The 15,798-nt window shown below is 48.5% G+C and carries 15 protein-coding genes; 4 read left to right on the top strand and 11 right to left on the bottom strand.

Annotation, left to right across the window (positions count from 1 at the left end; translation table 11 throughout):
- Positions 1 to 9: 9 nt before the first annotated feature.
- Positions 10 to 183: a YycC family protein gene (locus MKY22_RS15160; RefSeq protein ID WP_023469668.1), complete on the bottom strand. Its 174-nt coding sequence runs from the start codon at positions 181 to 183 to the stop codon at positions 10 to 12.
- A gap of 115 nt (positions 184 to 298) precedes the next feature.
- Here MKY22_RS15160 and MKY22_RS15155 point away from each other — a divergent pair, with 115 nt between their 5' ends.
- The 3 genes from MKY22_RS15155 to MKY22_RS15145 all read left to right on the top strand — a co-directional run bounded on the left by MKY22_RS15155 (position 299) and on the right by MKY22_RS15145 (position 4,461).
- Positions 299 to 1,093, top strand: coding sequence for a hypothetical protein (locus tag MKY22_RS15155; protein ID WP_341089714.1), 795 nt, complete (start codon positions 299 to 301; stop codon positions 1,091 to 1,093).
- Between the two features lie 69 nt (positions 1,094 to 1,162).
- Complete coding sequence (locus MKY22_RS15150; RefSeq protein WP_341089712.1) at positions 1,163 to 3,253, top strand: MMPL family transporter; 2,091 nt, start codon at positions 1,163 to 1,165, stop codon at positions 3,251 to 3,253.
- Between the two features lie 92 nt (positions 3,254 to 3,345).
- On the top strand, positions 3,346 to 4,461 hold the full coding sequence (locus MKY22_RS15145; RefSeq protein ID WP_023469665.1) for an NADH-dependent flavin oxidoreductase: 1,116 nt from the start codon (positions 3,346 to 3,348) through the stop codon (positions 4,459 to 4,461).
- Positions 4,462 to 4,513: 52 nt separating this feature from the next.
- Here the strand turns inward: MKY22_RS15145 and MKY22_RS15140 are convergent, their stop codons facing one another.
- The 9 genes from MKY22_RS15140 to MKY22_RS15100 all read right to left on the bottom strand — a co-directional run bounded on the left by MKY22_RS15140 (position 4,514) and on the right by MKY22_RS15100 (position 13,729).
- Entirely contained in the window at positions 4,514 to 5,080 is a 567-nt protein-coding gene (locus tag MKY22_RS15140) for a 3'-5' exonuclease (protein ID WP_214729040.1), read from the bottom strand.
- A gap of 108 nt (positions 5,081 to 5,188) precedes the next feature.
- Positions 5,189 to 6,577, bottom strand: coding sequence for an MATE family efflux transporter (locus MKY22_RS15135; RefSeq protein ID WP_341089709.1), 1,389 nt, complete (start codon positions 6,575 to 6,577; stop codon positions 5,189 to 5,191).
- Between the two features lie 150 nt (positions 6,578 to 6,727).
- Positions 6,728 to 7,801, bottom strand: a complete 1,074-nt coding sequence (locus MKY22_RS15130) for a site-2 protease family protein (protein ID WP_133208400.1) — start codon at positions 7,799 to 7,801, stop codon at positions 6,728 to 6,730.
- A gap of 67 nt (positions 7,802 to 7,868) precedes the next feature.
- Entirely contained in the window at positions 7,869 to 9,140 is a 1,272-nt protein-coding gene (locus tag MKY22_RS15125) for a HAMP domain-containing sensor histidine kinase (protein ID WP_214729034.1), read from the bottom strand.
- Positions 9,137 to 9,820: a response regulator transcription factor gene (locus tag MKY22_RS15120; protein WP_029342874.1), complete on the bottom strand. Its 684-nt coding sequence runs from the start codon at positions 9,818 to 9,820 to the stop codon at positions 9,137 to 9,139. The genes MKY22_RS15125 and MKY22_RS15120 overlap by 4 nt, the downstream gene beginning before the upstream one ends.
- A 19-nt stretch (positions 9,821 to 9,839) precedes the next feature.
- The gene (locus MKY22_RS15115) at positions 9,840 to 10,724 is read right to left on the bottom strand and encodes a hypothetical protein (protein WP_251137654.1); all 885 of its coding nucleotides are present in this window, start codon (positions 10,722 to 10,724) and stop codon (positions 9,840 to 9,842) included.
- Between the two features lie 114 nt (positions 10,725 to 10,838).
- A complete protein-coding gene (gene tnpB, locus MKY22_RS15110; RefSeq protein ID WP_341089701.1) occupies positions 10,839 to 12,011 on the bottom strand; it encodes an IS200/IS605 family element RNA-guided endonuclease TnpB in 1,173 nt (390 codons plus the stop codon).
- Positions 12,012 to 12,170: 159 nt separating this feature from the next.
- Positions 12,171 to 12,722, bottom strand: coding sequence for a maltose acetyltransferase domain-containing protein (locus MKY22_RS15105; protein ID WP_058704421.1), 552 nt, complete (start codon positions 12,720 to 12,722; stop codon positions 12,171 to 12,173).
- A gap of 122 nt (positions 12,723 to 12,844) precedes the next feature.
- Entirely contained in the window at positions 12,845 to 13,729 is an 885-nt protein-coding gene (locus MKY22_RS15100) for an SDR family oxidoreductase (RefSeq protein WP_058704422.1), read from the bottom strand.
- Between the two features lie 131 nt (positions 13,730 to 13,860).
- On the opposite strand from MKY22_RS15100, the gene MKY22_RS15095 reads away from it, so the two are divergent.
- A complete protein-coding gene (locus MKY22_RS15095) occupies positions 13,861 to 14,322 on the top strand; it encodes a VOC family protein (protein ID WP_214729030.1) in 462 nt (153 codons plus the stop codon).
- Positions 14,323 to 14,385: 63 nt separating this feature from the next.
- On the opposite strand, the gene MKY22_RS15090 is transcribed toward MKY22_RS15095, so the two are convergent.
- Complete coding sequence (locus MKY22_RS15090; RefSeq protein ID WP_341089695.1) at positions 14,386 to 15,735, bottom strand: FAD-dependent oxidoreductase; 1,350 nt, start codon at positions 15,733 to 15,735, stop codon at positions 14,386 to 14,388.
- Positions 15,736 to 15,798 lie beyond the last annotated feature (63 nt).

Below are 15,798 nucleotides of genomic sequence, written 5' to 3'. Positions count from 1 at the left end.
GCTTTTTACTCAAGATTCCGATTCGCTAGACGAATCCGATTCCGTTTTCGCTTGTTCCTGCTCGAGTTCGACGAGCTTTTGAATCAAGATATGGCGCGGCATATGCATCAGTTGTTCAAGTGGTACGTTCAGACGTTTTGCGAGTTCGACAGCCGTCTCTGCTGATAATTGTAAAGGTTTCATCGTGTTCGTCCTCCTTTTTCCATGAAGTTAGTATAACAGGAGGTGCAAGTCGAGCGCATCAATAGTAGCGAGAAACTGAGAAGGTTGATACCGTATGAAGTAGGAAGTGATGCATATGTATAAACCTGCTGCAGAGCTGTTACTCCATGAATCCGTCTCACTGTTCGATCGAATCGGGGAGGATTTGCTTCTTTTTCGAGATCGCCACGGATTTATGAAATGTGATGCGGATTTAAGACCACTATGGGAAACAGCATGTGCGTATGTTCCATTCTCCTGGTACATTGAGCCAGGCGGTGGACGATTGTTCATCGTATTTGAAGAGTCAGCTTATTTTGGTTTACTAGATTTAGAGCAAGGGCATTTAGAGTATATCAAGCGACCCGCTGCTTTTTCCGAAGCATGGTTCAGTAATTTATTCTTGTGGCAAGACGATGAGATCTTCTTGTACACGGCAGAAACAGACGTCGTATGTGTGAACGTTCAAACAGGGGACTGGCGGTACTCAAATTATGAAGAGGCACCACTGTTCGGACGCTTAGTGGAGCGAGGATATGATACACGTTTGACGTTCGAACGTTTCATCGCACCTACGACAATCATTTCTTATGATGATCTAAAAGAACGGTATGTGATTTGGGACGCTGCGACGAATCAGGAATCGATTATTCCTTTTTCAGATTACGCGGAGTACTCACTCGTTGATCACCGGCACCAATTGTTTTCGATCACCGATTCATCTCGTTTTTACTTGTATGAGAAGAGTCAGCTGAAATATAAGTTCGAGGGATGTCATTCCTCCGTTTTACTCAAAAGTGTGTTACTCGATGAAGAGGCGCGACGTCTTGCGATCGTATCGACATCGGCGACATTCGGCAACACATGGGTTCAAATTTTTCAAAAGACGTAACGAAACATCCTTTTCGCTTTTCAGCAAGAAGGATGTTTTTTGTACGTTTATACAGAAAGGGGACACATCATGGAACGGCTTGGTCATCTGATGAGTACGTATTTTCGAGGAGTGTTAATCGTTTGGGCGATACTGCTCGTCGTGCTTGGTTATTTCGCCTATCAATTACCCGATCGTCTAGAAGGAAACGGATTTACACGTGACGGTGATTTTCAACGTGTCGAGAGAGTACTCGATCAAGACTTCGGTCAGGATCCGCATACGATCATCGTCCTATTTGAAAATCAAGAGAATCTACAACAAACGATGGTGCAACATGTCGAGCGCTTCCGTGATATTAATGGCGTCGGGAACGTCACTGGTCCTGTTGAAAATCCGCGAGCGATTCGTGACGATAAGGGATACGTGACAGTCGGTGTACCGACACTTGATGCGAAATGGGCAGCTGCGGTCACACGTCAACTGGATGACACCGGAACGATTCGGCTAACGGGTGAACCGGTCGTCGTCGATGATTTGAATACAGCGTCAAAAAATGACCTCATCCGGGCTGAATTGATCGGAATTCCAGCAGCGTTGATCGTCTTGCTACTCGTTTTCGGTACCCCGGTTGCCGCCATCCTACCGTTGATCATGGGACTCGTTACTTTTGTCTTTGGTGCCGGTGTTCTGTATTTCGTCGCCGGACAACAAGAGTTATCGATCTTCGTCTTGAATGCGGTCGCGATGATTTCGCTTGCGCTCGGAATTGATTTTTCGCTGTTATACGTCAATCGATTTCGCGAAGAACGGCAGGACGGACAAGATATTCGGAAGGCGGCAATCCGTTCGGTCGAGACGGCAGGACGTTCGATTTTATTTTCCGGAATCTGTGTATTCGTCGGACTTGCCGGATTATTATTGATTGATGTGGATGTTTTCCGCGCTGTCGCGATCGGAACGCTCGTTTCAGTTCTTGGAGCAGTCGTTAGTGCATTGACATTACTGCCGGCACTATTGATTGTTTTCGGGAAGGTGCTAGAGAAAGGGCGACTCTTCCGGCAACGAGCAGGGCGTAGTGAAGATCGTTGGCGTCGCCTCGCTCGTTTCGTCATGAAGCGCCCTATCGCAGTCACTGTTTTGTCCTTATTGCTGTTGTTACCTTGTTTATTGCCGTTACGTGACTTGACGTTGAACATTCCGCAAGCGACCGCTTTACCGGAATCCTATCCGTCTCGTCTCGCTTTTGAGTCGTGGGAAAAAACATTCGGGAATGATGGAACAGATGCTGTCCTCATCTTGTCTGCCGATGCTTCCTCAGAGGTGGGACGAGAAAAAATCGAAGATGTGACGATTCGACTCGAATCAGATCCCGATGTACGTTCCGTCGTATCCGCCGCAACGATTGCCGAACAGCAACAAGTGCCGCTCGAACAGTTAGTCGCTGTTCCGACCGGACGCGAAGCCTTGACGTCATTTCTGTCAGAGAATGACCAAGCACGAATTGATGTCAACTTAAAAGGAGATCCCGGCGATGCTGCTTCGCAAGACTGGGTGCGAAACATGCAAGCGGACGGTTATCTTGTCGGGGGACCGGCAGCCTTCAATCAGGAAATTTATGATGCCATTGAATCGAAACTCCCACTAGCAGTCGGTGTCGTCGTTTTGGCAACGTTCATCATCCTGCTGATTGCGTTCCGATCCATCTTAATCCCAATCAAGGCGATTTTGATGAATTTGCTTAGTCTGGGGGCGACATTCGGATTACTCGTCATCTTGTTCGAGTCGGGCGCAGTTCTTCCACAGGAGACGATTGGTATTCTGACACCGGTCTTCATCTTCTCACTCGTCTTTGGTTTATCGATGGATTATGAAGTATTCCTCGTCTCGCGAATGGAAGAATATTATGACGAGACAGGCGATAACGATTACGCGACCGAGATGGGTCTTGCGAAAACGAGTAAGATCATTACGTCTGCAGCCTTGATCATGATCGTCGTCACTGGGGCGTTTGCCTTCACGGGCGTCAGTCCAATCAAACAACTGGGCGTCGGTATCGCACTTGCGATTTTTATTGATGCCACGATTGTCCGGATGCTGCTCGTTCCCGCATTGATGAAGCTATTTGGTCACTGGAACTGGTGGTGGCCGGGTGGACGTCGTAAAGCAATTCGCAAGTGACACATCGCGTAAGCACATCAGTAGCTATTCGAAGGAAGACGAGCGTATACTGTCGATATTCAGTTCAAGAAATTAGAGGAGGCACTTCACTCATGGCAACTCAAGCAATGTTTGAACCATTTACATTACCAAACGGTGTGACGCTGAAAAACCGCGTCTTGATGGCACCGATGACGAACTATGCGGCACAAGAGAACGGCGAAGTATCGGATGCGGAACTCGCGTACTACGCAGAACGTTCAGGTGGCGTCAGTGCGGTCATTACAGCGTGTGCGAATGTCACGGCAGACGGTCAAGGATTCCCGAATGAATTCGGTGCGCATCGTGACGATCTCGTTCCAAGTCTGAAGCGACTCGCAAAAACGATTCAAGATAAAGGCGCAAAAGCGATCTTACAAATCTTCCACGCTGGTCGTATGGCACCACCAGAACTCGTCGGTGGACAAACAGTTAGTGCAAGTGCTGTCGCACCTGTACGTGAAGGGGCAATGACACCTCGTGCGTTAGAGGCAGAAGAAGTTGAAGCAATCATTGAAGCATTCGGTCAAGCGACACGTCGTGCGATGGAAGCTGGATTTGATGGTGTTGAGATTCACGGTGCGAACACGTACTTGATCCAACAATTCTTCTCACCACATTCAAACCGTCGCGAAGACAAATGGGGCGGTAGCTTAGAAAAACGTCTCGCCTTCCCATTAGCAGTCGTAGATGCAGTCGAAGCCGTCGCGAAACAGGATCCTTCCTTCATCGTCGGATACCGTTTCTCTCCAGAAGAGATCGAAAATCCAGGAATCACACTCGATGACACGATGCGCCTCGTCGATGAGCTGGCGAAAAAAGACCTCGATTACTTGCACGTTTCCGTAATGGACTTCTTCGCAGGTTCGATTCGTGACGAAAATGCAACGACATCACCAATCACGCTCGTCCAAGAACGTGTTGGCGAACAAGTACCTGTCATCGGTGTCGGATCGCTGCACACAGCGGACGAAGTCGAACAAGGTTTGGCTGTCGTTCCAATGATCGCTCTCGGTCGTGAACTGATCATGGAACCGAAATGGGTTGAAAAAGTTGAAGCAGGTGACCTTGCGTCAATCCGGACAGAACTTGATCCAGAGGCACAAGCAGAACTCGTCGTTCCAGATGCATTATGGGCAGGCATCACAAGTCGTCCAGGCTGGTTCCCGATCAAACAAACAAGCAAATAATTGAACACCATCAAAAAGCACTCTAGATCTCATGTCTAGAGTGCTTTTTTGTTTAATAGGCAACCTGTCCCATCCGAACGCCACAGAATGTATGCAAGGTGACCGGATCCTGTAGATTCGTTCGTTCCAACATATCGTTTAAGAGTAGGGCGCAGACGTAGGCATCTTCTTTCGCGTCATGATGTTGGAAAGAGACGTTGAGGAATTCTGCCATCGTATTCAATCGATGGTTCGGCAACCATGGATACAGTTTGCGGGATAATTTGACCGTGCAGCCGTACGTGAAAGCTGGCATCTGGTACATATCGTATTTTTGAATCGCTTTCTGAAGCGCCCCCATATCAAATGATGCATTATGGGCAACGACCAGTTGAGCACCTGCGATTAAATCGTATAAGCCATGTGCTTCCATCGCTTCAGGTAACGTCGGTGCATCGAAGACATCACTCGGACGAATTCCATGAACCCGGATGTTTCCGGCATCGAAGTTTTCTTCTGGATTGATTAAGACCTGTTTACTCTCCGTGACGCGACCGTTGGAGAGAACGGACCAACCAAACGCACAAATGCTTCCGCTATTCCGATTTGCCGTTTCAAAGTCAATCGCTAATGTATACATACAGCAGACTCCTTTCTGTCATTCACTAGTAACAGAATACATGTTCGTATTATAGAAGTCCATTAAAAAAGACCATCTGCAAGGCAGATGATCTGATATCCCTTCCAGTCATTTCGCGGTGGCGACTTTTTGTTCCTCTGCGACGTATTCCTCCGGTTTAAATAACAGAACGCGATCTTTATAGGCGAAGACAAGGGCCGTCAAAACAGCCATCGCATCAGCAATCGGGAAAGCGAACCAGACACCGTTGACACCGAAGAACAGGGGTAAAATCAGGACGAGTGGAATCGTGTATAACGTTTGGCGTGACAAGGACAAGAATAAAGCGACTTTTGCTTTGGCAAGCGATTGATACATCCCGTTGACAATCATTTGAATCCCGTAGACGAACGATAGAGCGAATAAGATGCGCATCGCACTCGAGCCTTCCTGCAGCAGTGCTGCTTCTTCCGTGAACAAGCCGACCCAAAAACGGGGGAACAGTTGAATCAGTAACCACAAGCTGATTGATAACGATAAGCCGTAACGGATTGCGAGCTTGATGGCAAGCGACATCCGGCTAAATTGCCGAGAACCGAAACTATACCCGACGATCGGTTGCATCCCTTGTACGATCCCCATGATCGGCATACCGACAAGCGCCATGAACTTATTGATGACCGCAAACGTCGCTAGTTCTGTCGTACCCCCGTACCGGACGAGCATATGGTTGACGGTGATGAACAAAATCGATTGAGAGACCTGCATGATGAACGACGATGATCCGATTTGCATCATCCGAAACGTTAAACGGAAATCGGGTTTGAAAGCATTTCGATCGAGTGTTAACCCCGTTTGCCGACGTTTCGTAAAGAAGAATCGGAAAACAAGTGCAGCACCGACGATTTGCGCAACGACTGTCCCGAGTGCAGCACCTTGGATGCCCCAATCAAGACCAAAGATGAACAGCGGGGTCAAGACGATGTTGATCGCAACCGTCGTCAGCATGACGCGCATCTGATAGTTCGCGCGTCCTTCTGCACGTAACATGGCACTCGACGCCATCGTCAACATGAAGAACGGAGATCCAATCAAGAGGACGCGTAAGAAATCGATACTATACGGCATGATCTCATCTGTCGCTCCAAAGAGACGAAGTAACGGTTCGACGAAGATGAAAGCACTGATGATGGCGAGCATACTGATGAAGAAAACCGCGATCAAGACGTTGGCATAAGCACGACTGGCACCATCCGTTTGTTTTTGACCGAGCCGTTGTGACGCAATTGCAGCACCACCAATCCCGATCGAGTTGGCGATTGCCATTAATACGAGCTGGACGGGGAAAGCGATTCCGACGGCGGCGACGGCAGCCGTACCGATTCCTTGAGCGACGAAAATCGTATCGATGATATTGTAGAGTGCCGTGACGAGCATCCCGACCATCGCTGGTAAAGAGAGACTAAGTAAAAGCTGATTGACAGGTGCTTCACCCAAACGGGCAGTGTTTTTATTCATGGAAGGAGAGCCTCCTTTTTTAGACAAGTGGTAAGTAGGGTTTTACTCAGAGTAGTCGCTTCTATGAAGAGATGCAAGAAATCACTCTAGTCAATGTGTTCGTTCCATGAAAAAAGGATGCGCCATGAAGCGCATCCGATGGAACTCGTTTTAAGATGGTGTAGGCAAGTACCCTTTCGAGTACTCGAAAGCAATGAATAAAATGGCACCGAGCGCCAAGTAAGCGAGTAAGGTGATCGTTTGTTGTTTTTTCGGCATCTGGTGATACTGGACCGACTCTTCAGCGAGTCGGAGCGGTTCGATCCGCTGATCGATTCGTCGCAACAACGCATCGTAGTCGTTCGCAGCATCATATTGATACCGTAACAGATCGTCCGCTTCCTGACGTGCCTCTTCTGGACTCGCTTGTCGCAAATCTTGTAAATCGAGACGAAGCGACCAAGCAATCGGGTCGTACGTACTTTCGACCGTTTGTTCTTCCTCCACTTCCGGTGCAAGAGCGACTTCAGCGTTTACGCGTTCCTGCTCCGCCTTTGCGCGTAAGACGCGTTCGCGTGCAGCACGATACAACATTAAGGTCGACCGGTTCGCCTCATATTGTTTCGCGAACTTATACCGTTTCCAAACGGCACTGCCGCCGAAGAAAGCGATCAAGAGCAGAATCAAGCTGAAGTTCGTGATGCCGTAAGCAATCAAGGCAGCAAGACCTGCAACCCAAACGATGATCGGAAGTCCCGCAAGAATCCGTCCGCCGTCAAGCGGACTGACGGGAAGTAGGTTGAAGAGATTCAATAGAGCCCCGAGATGGAAGATGACGAGCCAAAAGTCATTTCCGGTCACAGCGTATCCAATCGCAAGCGGAATCAGGGACACAAGACCCGCGAGTGGTCCACCGTACGCAAGAATCGCTTCTTGTTTTGGTGTCCGGAACGTATCTTTGATTCCGATGACGGCTCCCATGAACGGTACGAAAATCGCGGGACCCGTTTTAAAACCGAGTCGTTTCGCAGCGAGTAGATGTCCCATCTCATGAATGAATAGGAGATAAAGCAATCCGACCCCGAACCAGACGCCAAATACTTGAGCGTAAAAGAGAAGCGAAACTCCAAACGAAATCAGAGTGCCTCCAAACTTCGAAAATTTCAATAAGGCAAGGATGACCTTTCCTTTTGTTAAGAGAAAGGCGCCGGCAACAGCAAGCCCACCCCAACGTTTTTTAGCCATCGTGAAATTCCTTCTTTCATCATGTGACGTTCTTCCTTAAGTGTACGACACAAATGTAGAAAAAGTTTCATTTAGACTGCTCGGGAATTAGATAGAAACAACTACCATCTGGCTGACGCGCTTCACTACCGACCTGAAAATAATGTGTCGTTGCAAGCGCAGCAGCAATCGACAATCCGAGTCCACTTCCTGAACGGTCGCGTGCTGCATCAAGTCGGTAAAACCGATCGAATAACCGGGCACGTTCTTCGTCCGTTAGAGATGTCCCACGGTCAAGAACAGCTAGTCGCTCCTTGCGCAGATGCAATTCGGGAGAAGTAGCATATTTCAGGGCGTTATCGATATAAATCGTCAAGATCCGTAGCACCGCTTCGCGATTCGCCCGGATCGTCCCAGAGGCATCAACAGGGATGATCGTCCCTGTCGCATGATACATCCGATCGGCGAGTTCGCTCCCAAGTTCCGCTAAGTCGATCGCTTCGACAGATGTTTCCTCATAACCGAGACGCGACAATTCAAGCATAGGTTCAATCAATGTCGTCCGCATCGCGTGCGTCTCCTGCAAGATGTGTTCAATCGATTCATCGAGGACGTCCGGCTTCGTTTTGCCCCATCGTTTCAACAATTGGGTATAGCCCTCGATGACCGTCAATGGTGTCTTCATCTCATGCGAGACATCGGCGACGAACTGCCGTTGTTGTTCCATCGTCTGATCGACACGACCAATCATCTGGTTGAAGACGCGACCGAGGCGACCGATCTCATCATCGCGTTCGGTCTGCACGGTCTCAAGCGTACCGGAAGACGAAATCCGTTGCATCGTATCATTCAGTTGCCTGAGCGGGCGGAGCGTCTGATACGCAATCCAGAAGCTACTGATGAACGCGATGACGATGCCAACGACCAACACGATGGTGAAGGTCAAGACGAGTGTCGAGACCGTATCATCGACGCTCTCATCTTCGAACAAATAAGCTTGATCCTGATGGACGATACCGAACCAATCGCCAGACTTGAATGGATCATTCGAACGCGGAATACCGGGTAGGTCACTTGCTCGTACGTCTCCGTTAACGATAGACGAGTCGTCGTCATCTTCGTCGTTTGAAATGACCCATCGTCCATCTTCGTTCGATAAGACGACGGAATCTTCATGAAGCGTCAGCAATGCTCGGACCGATGAATCATCCTCCATCAATTCCTCTGCCTGTTCCAGTTGGGTATAACGCGATTCAATCAAATGATTGCGGACGACGAAGGTCACGACGATGAACGAAAGTAACAATAAGAGTGTCGTAAAGGCAGTGACGGATAAAGCAAGTTTCGTTCGAAGCTTCATGGCGTCGCCTCCCGTAGCACATACCCCACTCCACGAACGGTCTGGATCAAAGCAGGAGGGTGGGCATCGACTTTTTTCCGAAGATAACGGATGTAGACGTCGACGATATTCGTCTCACCGAAGTAATCGTACCCCCAGACGCGATTTAGGATTTGTTCGCGTGTCAGGACATGTTCCTTGTTTTCCAGTAAATACGTCAAAAGTTCGAACTCACGTGGTGTCAAATCGAGTCGTAATTCATCGCGAAATGCTTCGTGTCGATCAAGGTCGAGTATAAGATCGGCGAACTGTAACGTGCGCGATGCGTTATTAGTTGAAGTCGGAGTACGTAGTAACGCCCGGATCCGGGCAAGGAGTTCCTCCATCTCAAACGGTTTCGTCACATAATCATTCGCACCAAGATCGAGTCCTGCGACCTTATCGTAGACTTCCCCACGTGCTGTGAGCATAATGACGGGGACGTGAATGCCTTTCCCACGGAGCCTGCGCAACACCTCGAAGCCGCTCAGCTCCGGCATCATCACGTCGAGTAAGACGAGATCAACCGAATGCTCAGCGGCAGCGAGACCATCTTTTCCGTTGGGGGCGACACGTGTCGCGTACCCGGCATATTGGAGTTCGAGTTCAAGGAGGCGTGCAATTTTCGCATCGTCCTCAACGATTAAGATGGTGGTTGGCATAAACATCCTCCTTTAATGATCATTCATCGATTTCTGTCACTTCGTCTGACGCGTTTAACTCAAGTTTAACGGAACCACCGACTCGGACGTCATCATCTTGCTCCATGTTCGATGCACGAGAGTACGATTTTTGCGCACCATTCTGTTCGATGACGATCTCTTGATTCGTTATTTTAGCGAGCGTGCCGCGGACTTCTTGTTCCCGTGCATCGTCACGGTCTTCGTCGCGTGTAGCATTACGATCTTCGTTGTCATCTTCCCGATCAAGCTCACGAACTTGACCGTCTGCATTCAATTCGATTTTCACGATATCCCCAGATTTCGCAGCGTCGCGTTCCGCACGATCCGCAATCGCGTAGACTGTCTCTTGTCCATCTTGTTCGAGTGTCAATTCACTTTGTGATAGGGCACGAAGGATGCCGTACCGTTCATTCGCATCATCCGATGAATCATCTGAGCGATTGCCATCGTCCTCTCGGTCATTCCGATCATCTTGATCTTCTCGCTCGAGTTCCGTGATTTGCTGATTCGCATTCAAATCGATTTTAACCCAATCGCCTTCTTGCACGGCTTCGCGTTCGACTGACGATGCAAAGTCAAACGTCCGAGATTCACCGTTGACGTCGATCGTCATCGAACGATCCGATAGTTTCTGCAATGTGCCTTCGATTTCCTGATCGTCACGCATGGAAGCAGGAAGCTTTTGTTCGACTTGGCGCGAAGCAGCTTCGACTTTTTGCTCTGCCTGCTGTGAAGTGGTGACCGTCGAATTGACGAGAGAGTGTCCCGGACCTGTGAAGAGTAGGAACGCACCGGCTCCTGTTAATACTGTACCCGTTACGGCAAGTGTAGCGATTCCTTTTTTGAAGCGTTTATTCCCTTTATCTGTTCGTTTTTCAGTCATGATCATATCCTCCTTTAGTAGTGGCTGTTGTTCTTATACTTGAACTACCACCACCTACGCTTTGCTTAGAGGTGGTGGATTCCTGAGTGATCCGACCAATCGGTCGAAACGTGATCAGGCTAACCCCGTCGTCCCAACGGTTGATGAAGCTAATAGGCGTTCTGCTTCTTGTTTGAGATTCAGTCCCGCGTTCACATCACGGTCGTGGTGGATACTGCAACTCGGGCATATCCATTCGCGCAATCCAAGATGTTTCACATCTTGGTGTTGATGACCGCAACTCGAGCACAGTTGGCTCGACGCGAAGGTCTTGCCGACCTTTACGACGGTCTTCCCGTACCATCCTGCCTTGTACTCCAGCATGCGGAAGAACGCTGACCAACTGACCTCGGAGATGGATTTACTCAACCTGCGGTTCTTCTGCATGTTTTTCACCTGCAAGGTCTCGATTCCGATGACGTCGTGGTTTTTGACGATCTCGGTCGATACCTTATGCAGGAAGTCGGTGCGTTTGTTGGCAATCTTTTCGTGGATGCGGGCGACCTTCCGCTTCTGCTTCTGATAGTTCCTCGCCTCGAACAGCTTGACTTTCTTATCCAAGACCATGCGCTGACGTCGAGAGAGCTTGCGTTGTTCGCGTGCCAGCTTTTTCTCAAGTGTTCGGAAGTAACGGTCGTTTTTATACACCGTGCCGTCCGAAAGGATGGCAAAGTTCTTCAACCCGACGTCGACACCGACGGACACACCCGTCTTTGGCAGTTCGTTAATCTCCTGCTCGACGAGCAGGGAGACAAAGTATTTCCCCGAAGCGTTACGTCGAATTGTGGCGTTCAAGATTCGTCCTACTATCTGCCTGGAGTTGGCAAAACGCACCCACTTCAGCCTAGGCAGTTTGAGCTTGCTACCGACGATTGAGACTTCGGGAAGTTGGTTCTTCTTCTCGATATTGGTTTTGTAGGATTGGACGGGATTACGCTTTGATTTGAATCGAGGCCGTTCGTTCTGCTTCTTGAAGAAGCGGTCATACGCATCGATCAGGTGTTTTACACTCGATTGAAGCGAATGGCTATCGACTTCTTTCAGCCAGTCAAACTCTTGTTTCAGCATCGGGATTTCTTTTGAACAAGAACCATAAGACAGTCCTTTGCCTGTCGCTTTATACGTCTCATCCCACTTCGCTAAGAAATGATTAAAGACGAAGCGCGAACAACCAATGGTCTTCGTAATCAGGATTTCCTGCTCTTTTGTCGGGTAGATCCTGAATTTGTAGGCCTTATGCTTCCGCATGATTTTCACCTCCTAGAAAGGTTTATACCCGAAAGGGAAGGGGCGATTCACCTCCCACGTTCACTTCGTTTAGAAGTGGAAGTACTCTCGCCTAATATTAGATAGAATAACCAGACCACGTGAAAGGAAGCTGAGGAACAGATTAGAATTTGATGAGAATTAGATCGTCTTGATGACTCGGGCCGGATTTCCACCGACGACGCTGTTTGCCGGTACATCCTTGACGACGACACTTCCTGAGGCGATGACAGCATTATCTCCGATCGTCACACCGGGATTGATGACCGCGCGTCCACCGATCCAGACGTTATTCCCGATGACGACCGGTTTTCCGAATTCATAACCGCTGTTGCGCTCGACAGGATCGAGTGGATGGGTCGCAGTATAGATATGTACTCCTGGAGCAAACATGCAGTTGTCACCAATCGTAATCGGGCAAATATCGAGCAAGACACAGTCATAATTGGCATAAAAGCGAGCCCCTAACGTAATGTTGTAGCCATAATCACATTTAAACGTCGGTTCAATGTAAAAGTCGGCTTGCTCTGTCCGGAATAATTGCTGGAGAAGTGCCTTCCGTTTAGCCCTATCATGGACACTCAATTGATTGAACTCATAGCAGAGTGATTGTGCCCGGATGCGGTCAGCCACGAGTTCCGGATCTTGTGCTAAGTAGAGTTCCCCTTGAATCATTTTTTCTTTTTCAGTCATCTGAATCACTCCTTCATCGTTATTACTCTCATTAGACTAAATGGTACCTCGTGATGCAACTGATATCCCGTTAAGACACGCAAAAACAGGATAGCCGAAGCTACCCTGTCGAGATTCAATCCTTATGCCAATTCGATTCCGCCTGTGACACCATAGATTTGCGCCGTGACATAACTCGCAGCGTCTGAAGCGAGGAAGACATACACATCCGACAGTTCGACCGGTTGACCACTTCGTTTCAGTGGTGTTTCCTGTCCGAACTCTGGAATGTTCTCGCTTGGCTGACCACCCGAGATTTGAAGCGGTGTCCAAATCGGACCAGGTGCGACGGAGTTGACACGGATTCCTTTTGGCGCGACTTGTTTAGCGAGTCCACGCGTGAACCCGTTGATGGCAAACTTCGTCGATGCATAATCCAAGAGGTTCGCGCTTGGGTTGTATCCTTGAACGGATGTCGTCGTGATGATCGAAGCCCCTTCCTTCAAGAGTGGCAAGGCTGCTTTGACAACCCAGAAGAGGGAGAAGACATTGATTTCGTATGTTTTTCGTAATTGCTCCGTCGACAGGTCGAGAATGTCTTCGACAGCTTGTTGTTTACCTGCGACAAGTGCCAAAATATCGAGTCCACCGAGCGATTCGTGTGCTTCTTTGACGAGTTGTTCACAGAACGCTTCATCACTTAAATCACCAGGTAAGAGATATGCTTTTTGTCCCGCTGCTTCAACGAGTGCTTTGACCTCTTCCGCATCCTGTTGTTCTTCCGGTAAGTAGTTGAGGACGATATCAGCCCCTTCACGAGCATAGGCGATGGCTGCTGCTCGGCCGATGCCGGAGTCGCCACCCGTAATCAGTGCTTTTTTACCGATCAATTTGCCGGAGCCTTTGTAACTCTCTTCGCCACAATCGGGAACAGGTTCCATTTTTGCTTGAACCGCTGGTGCGTCCTGATATTGTTTTGGAAAATCGTCATTGAAGTATTGTGTTAACGGATTTTTCGATGCAGCCATGTAAACATTCCTCCTAAAAGTTGGTTTTGGTATAGGTTGTATGTTCCCTCAACAGGTCGGATTAAACGTTTCTGATGGTAGTAAATTTGGAAATTGATGGTTTACACTAGAAAAAGAGGAGTGTGAAGAAGATGATTGCTGGACTGTATGAAGCTCATTTACCGGTCAAAGAACTCGAACGATCGATTGTCTTTTACGAAAAATTGGGTCTTGCATGTGCGTTCCGAAATGAACACGTCGCTTTCTTTTGGATCGACCACGGTAAGAGTTGGTTAGGACTATGGAAAGCCGGTCAAGTCGAGTTACCGTATCATCCATCGATTCGACATGTAGCGTTTCGAATGGAGCAAGAAAATATCGATAAAGCACAGGACTGGTTAAAGGAGAGGGGCATTGCCGTTCGATCTGCGTTTGGTGTAGCGGCAGTTGATCAACCGCTCGTTCTCGATAATCATCCGCATGCGCATGCAGCGATCTATTTTGAGGATCCAGATGGTAATTCGCTCGAGTTGATCGCACCGTTACGCTTTGACATGGAAACAGTGAATGGCACGATGCCGTATCATGACTGGCAAGAAGTATACGAAAAATGAATGAGAATAAACGAAAACAAGCAGCGGATGATCCGTTGCTTGTTTTATTTATCTGTGATTCGTTTAAACACGAGCAGATTGGCGCTCGTTCATCGCTTGTAGAGCTGCTTGGTTCAGCAAGTTCCAAGGTTTGTTGTAGTGCGGTTGGAAGAAGAAGTCGACGAAAGCGAGCTCTTCAAGTGTCATATCATTTTGAATCGCGACAGAAAGTGTGTTCATCGCTTGTGTCAAATCCACTTTCGAGATAATTTGTGCACCGACGACACGATGAGTTTCCGTCTCGAAGACGAGTTTCAATTGGACGTCTTCTGCTGTTGGCATGAACTCTGGGCGATACGCATCTGTGACCGTCGTGCTGCTCACTTCAAGTCCGAACAAGGGTGCCGCTTCTTCTGTCAAACCAGTCGACGCAATGTTCAGATCATATAGGCGAAGACCTGATGTGCCTTGTGTTCCTTGGTAACGAATCTTTGGTGCGCGTAAGTTTTTACCGATCAATGTTCCCATCCGGACAGCATTTGTTGCAAGCGGGATATAGGCATGTGTCCGAGCTGGATTGTAATAGACAGCACAGCTGTCACCAGCAGCAAAGATGTTCGGGTTGCTCGTCCGCATGTAATCGTCAACGATGATGGCACCGTTCGGTAGCATGTCGACTTGACCTTTTAAGAGTTCCGTACTTGGGCGGAAACCGACACAGAGAATGACGAGATCCGTTTCGAACGTTCCTTTGTCTGTCACGACGTGTGTCACAGCACCGTTTTCTCCTTTGAAGCTTTGGACGGTTTGTCCGAGTTCGAGGCGAATACCGCGGTCTGTCAATTCACGTTCGATGACGTCAGTGAATGAGCGGTCGAGGTATTTGTTGAGAATGCGATCCGCACTGTCGATGAACGTGACGTCTTTTCCGTATGCTTCAAACGCTTCAACGAGTTCAGCACCAATATATCCTGCACCAACGACGGTGATCCGTTGTGCATCTGTCGCTTTTTCAATGATTGTTTGAGCGTGGTGATAGTTTTTACAAAGCTCGATTTGATTCAACTCGATGCCAGGAAGCATCGGAATGATTGGCCATGATCCTGTCGTCATGATGAGTTTATCGTACGTATCGTGAACGACTTCACCAGTCATGAGGTTTTTCGCAACGATCGTTTGGCGTTCACTATCGATTTCAAGCACATCATGTTTCAGACGCATCTCAGCGCCGAGTTCAGCGAGTTCACTTGGTGATGAGTAGAAAAGTGATTCCGCATGTTTGACGACACCACCGACGTGAAGCGCGATTCCACAAGAGAGAAACGATACATTGTCATTCCGCTCATAAACGGTGATCTCGACGTCTTGTTGTGAAGCGAGTTCTTTGACTGCTGCTGTTCCTGCGTGTGTACATCCGATGACTGCTATTTTCATGGGTAAAGTCTCCTTTGTGTTTTGTTTGTGATAAATATCACATTCATTTGATATACTTAGTGT

It is taken from the genome of Exiguobacterium sp. FSL W8-0210 (genome assembly GCF_038006045.1).
Classification (GTDB): Bacteria; Bacillota; Bacilli; order Exiguobacteriales; family Exiguobacteriaceae; genus Exiguobacterium_A.
The sequence above is the reverse complement of the archived record's forward strand: the minus strand, read 5'-3'. Positions and strand labels throughout refer to the sequence as shown.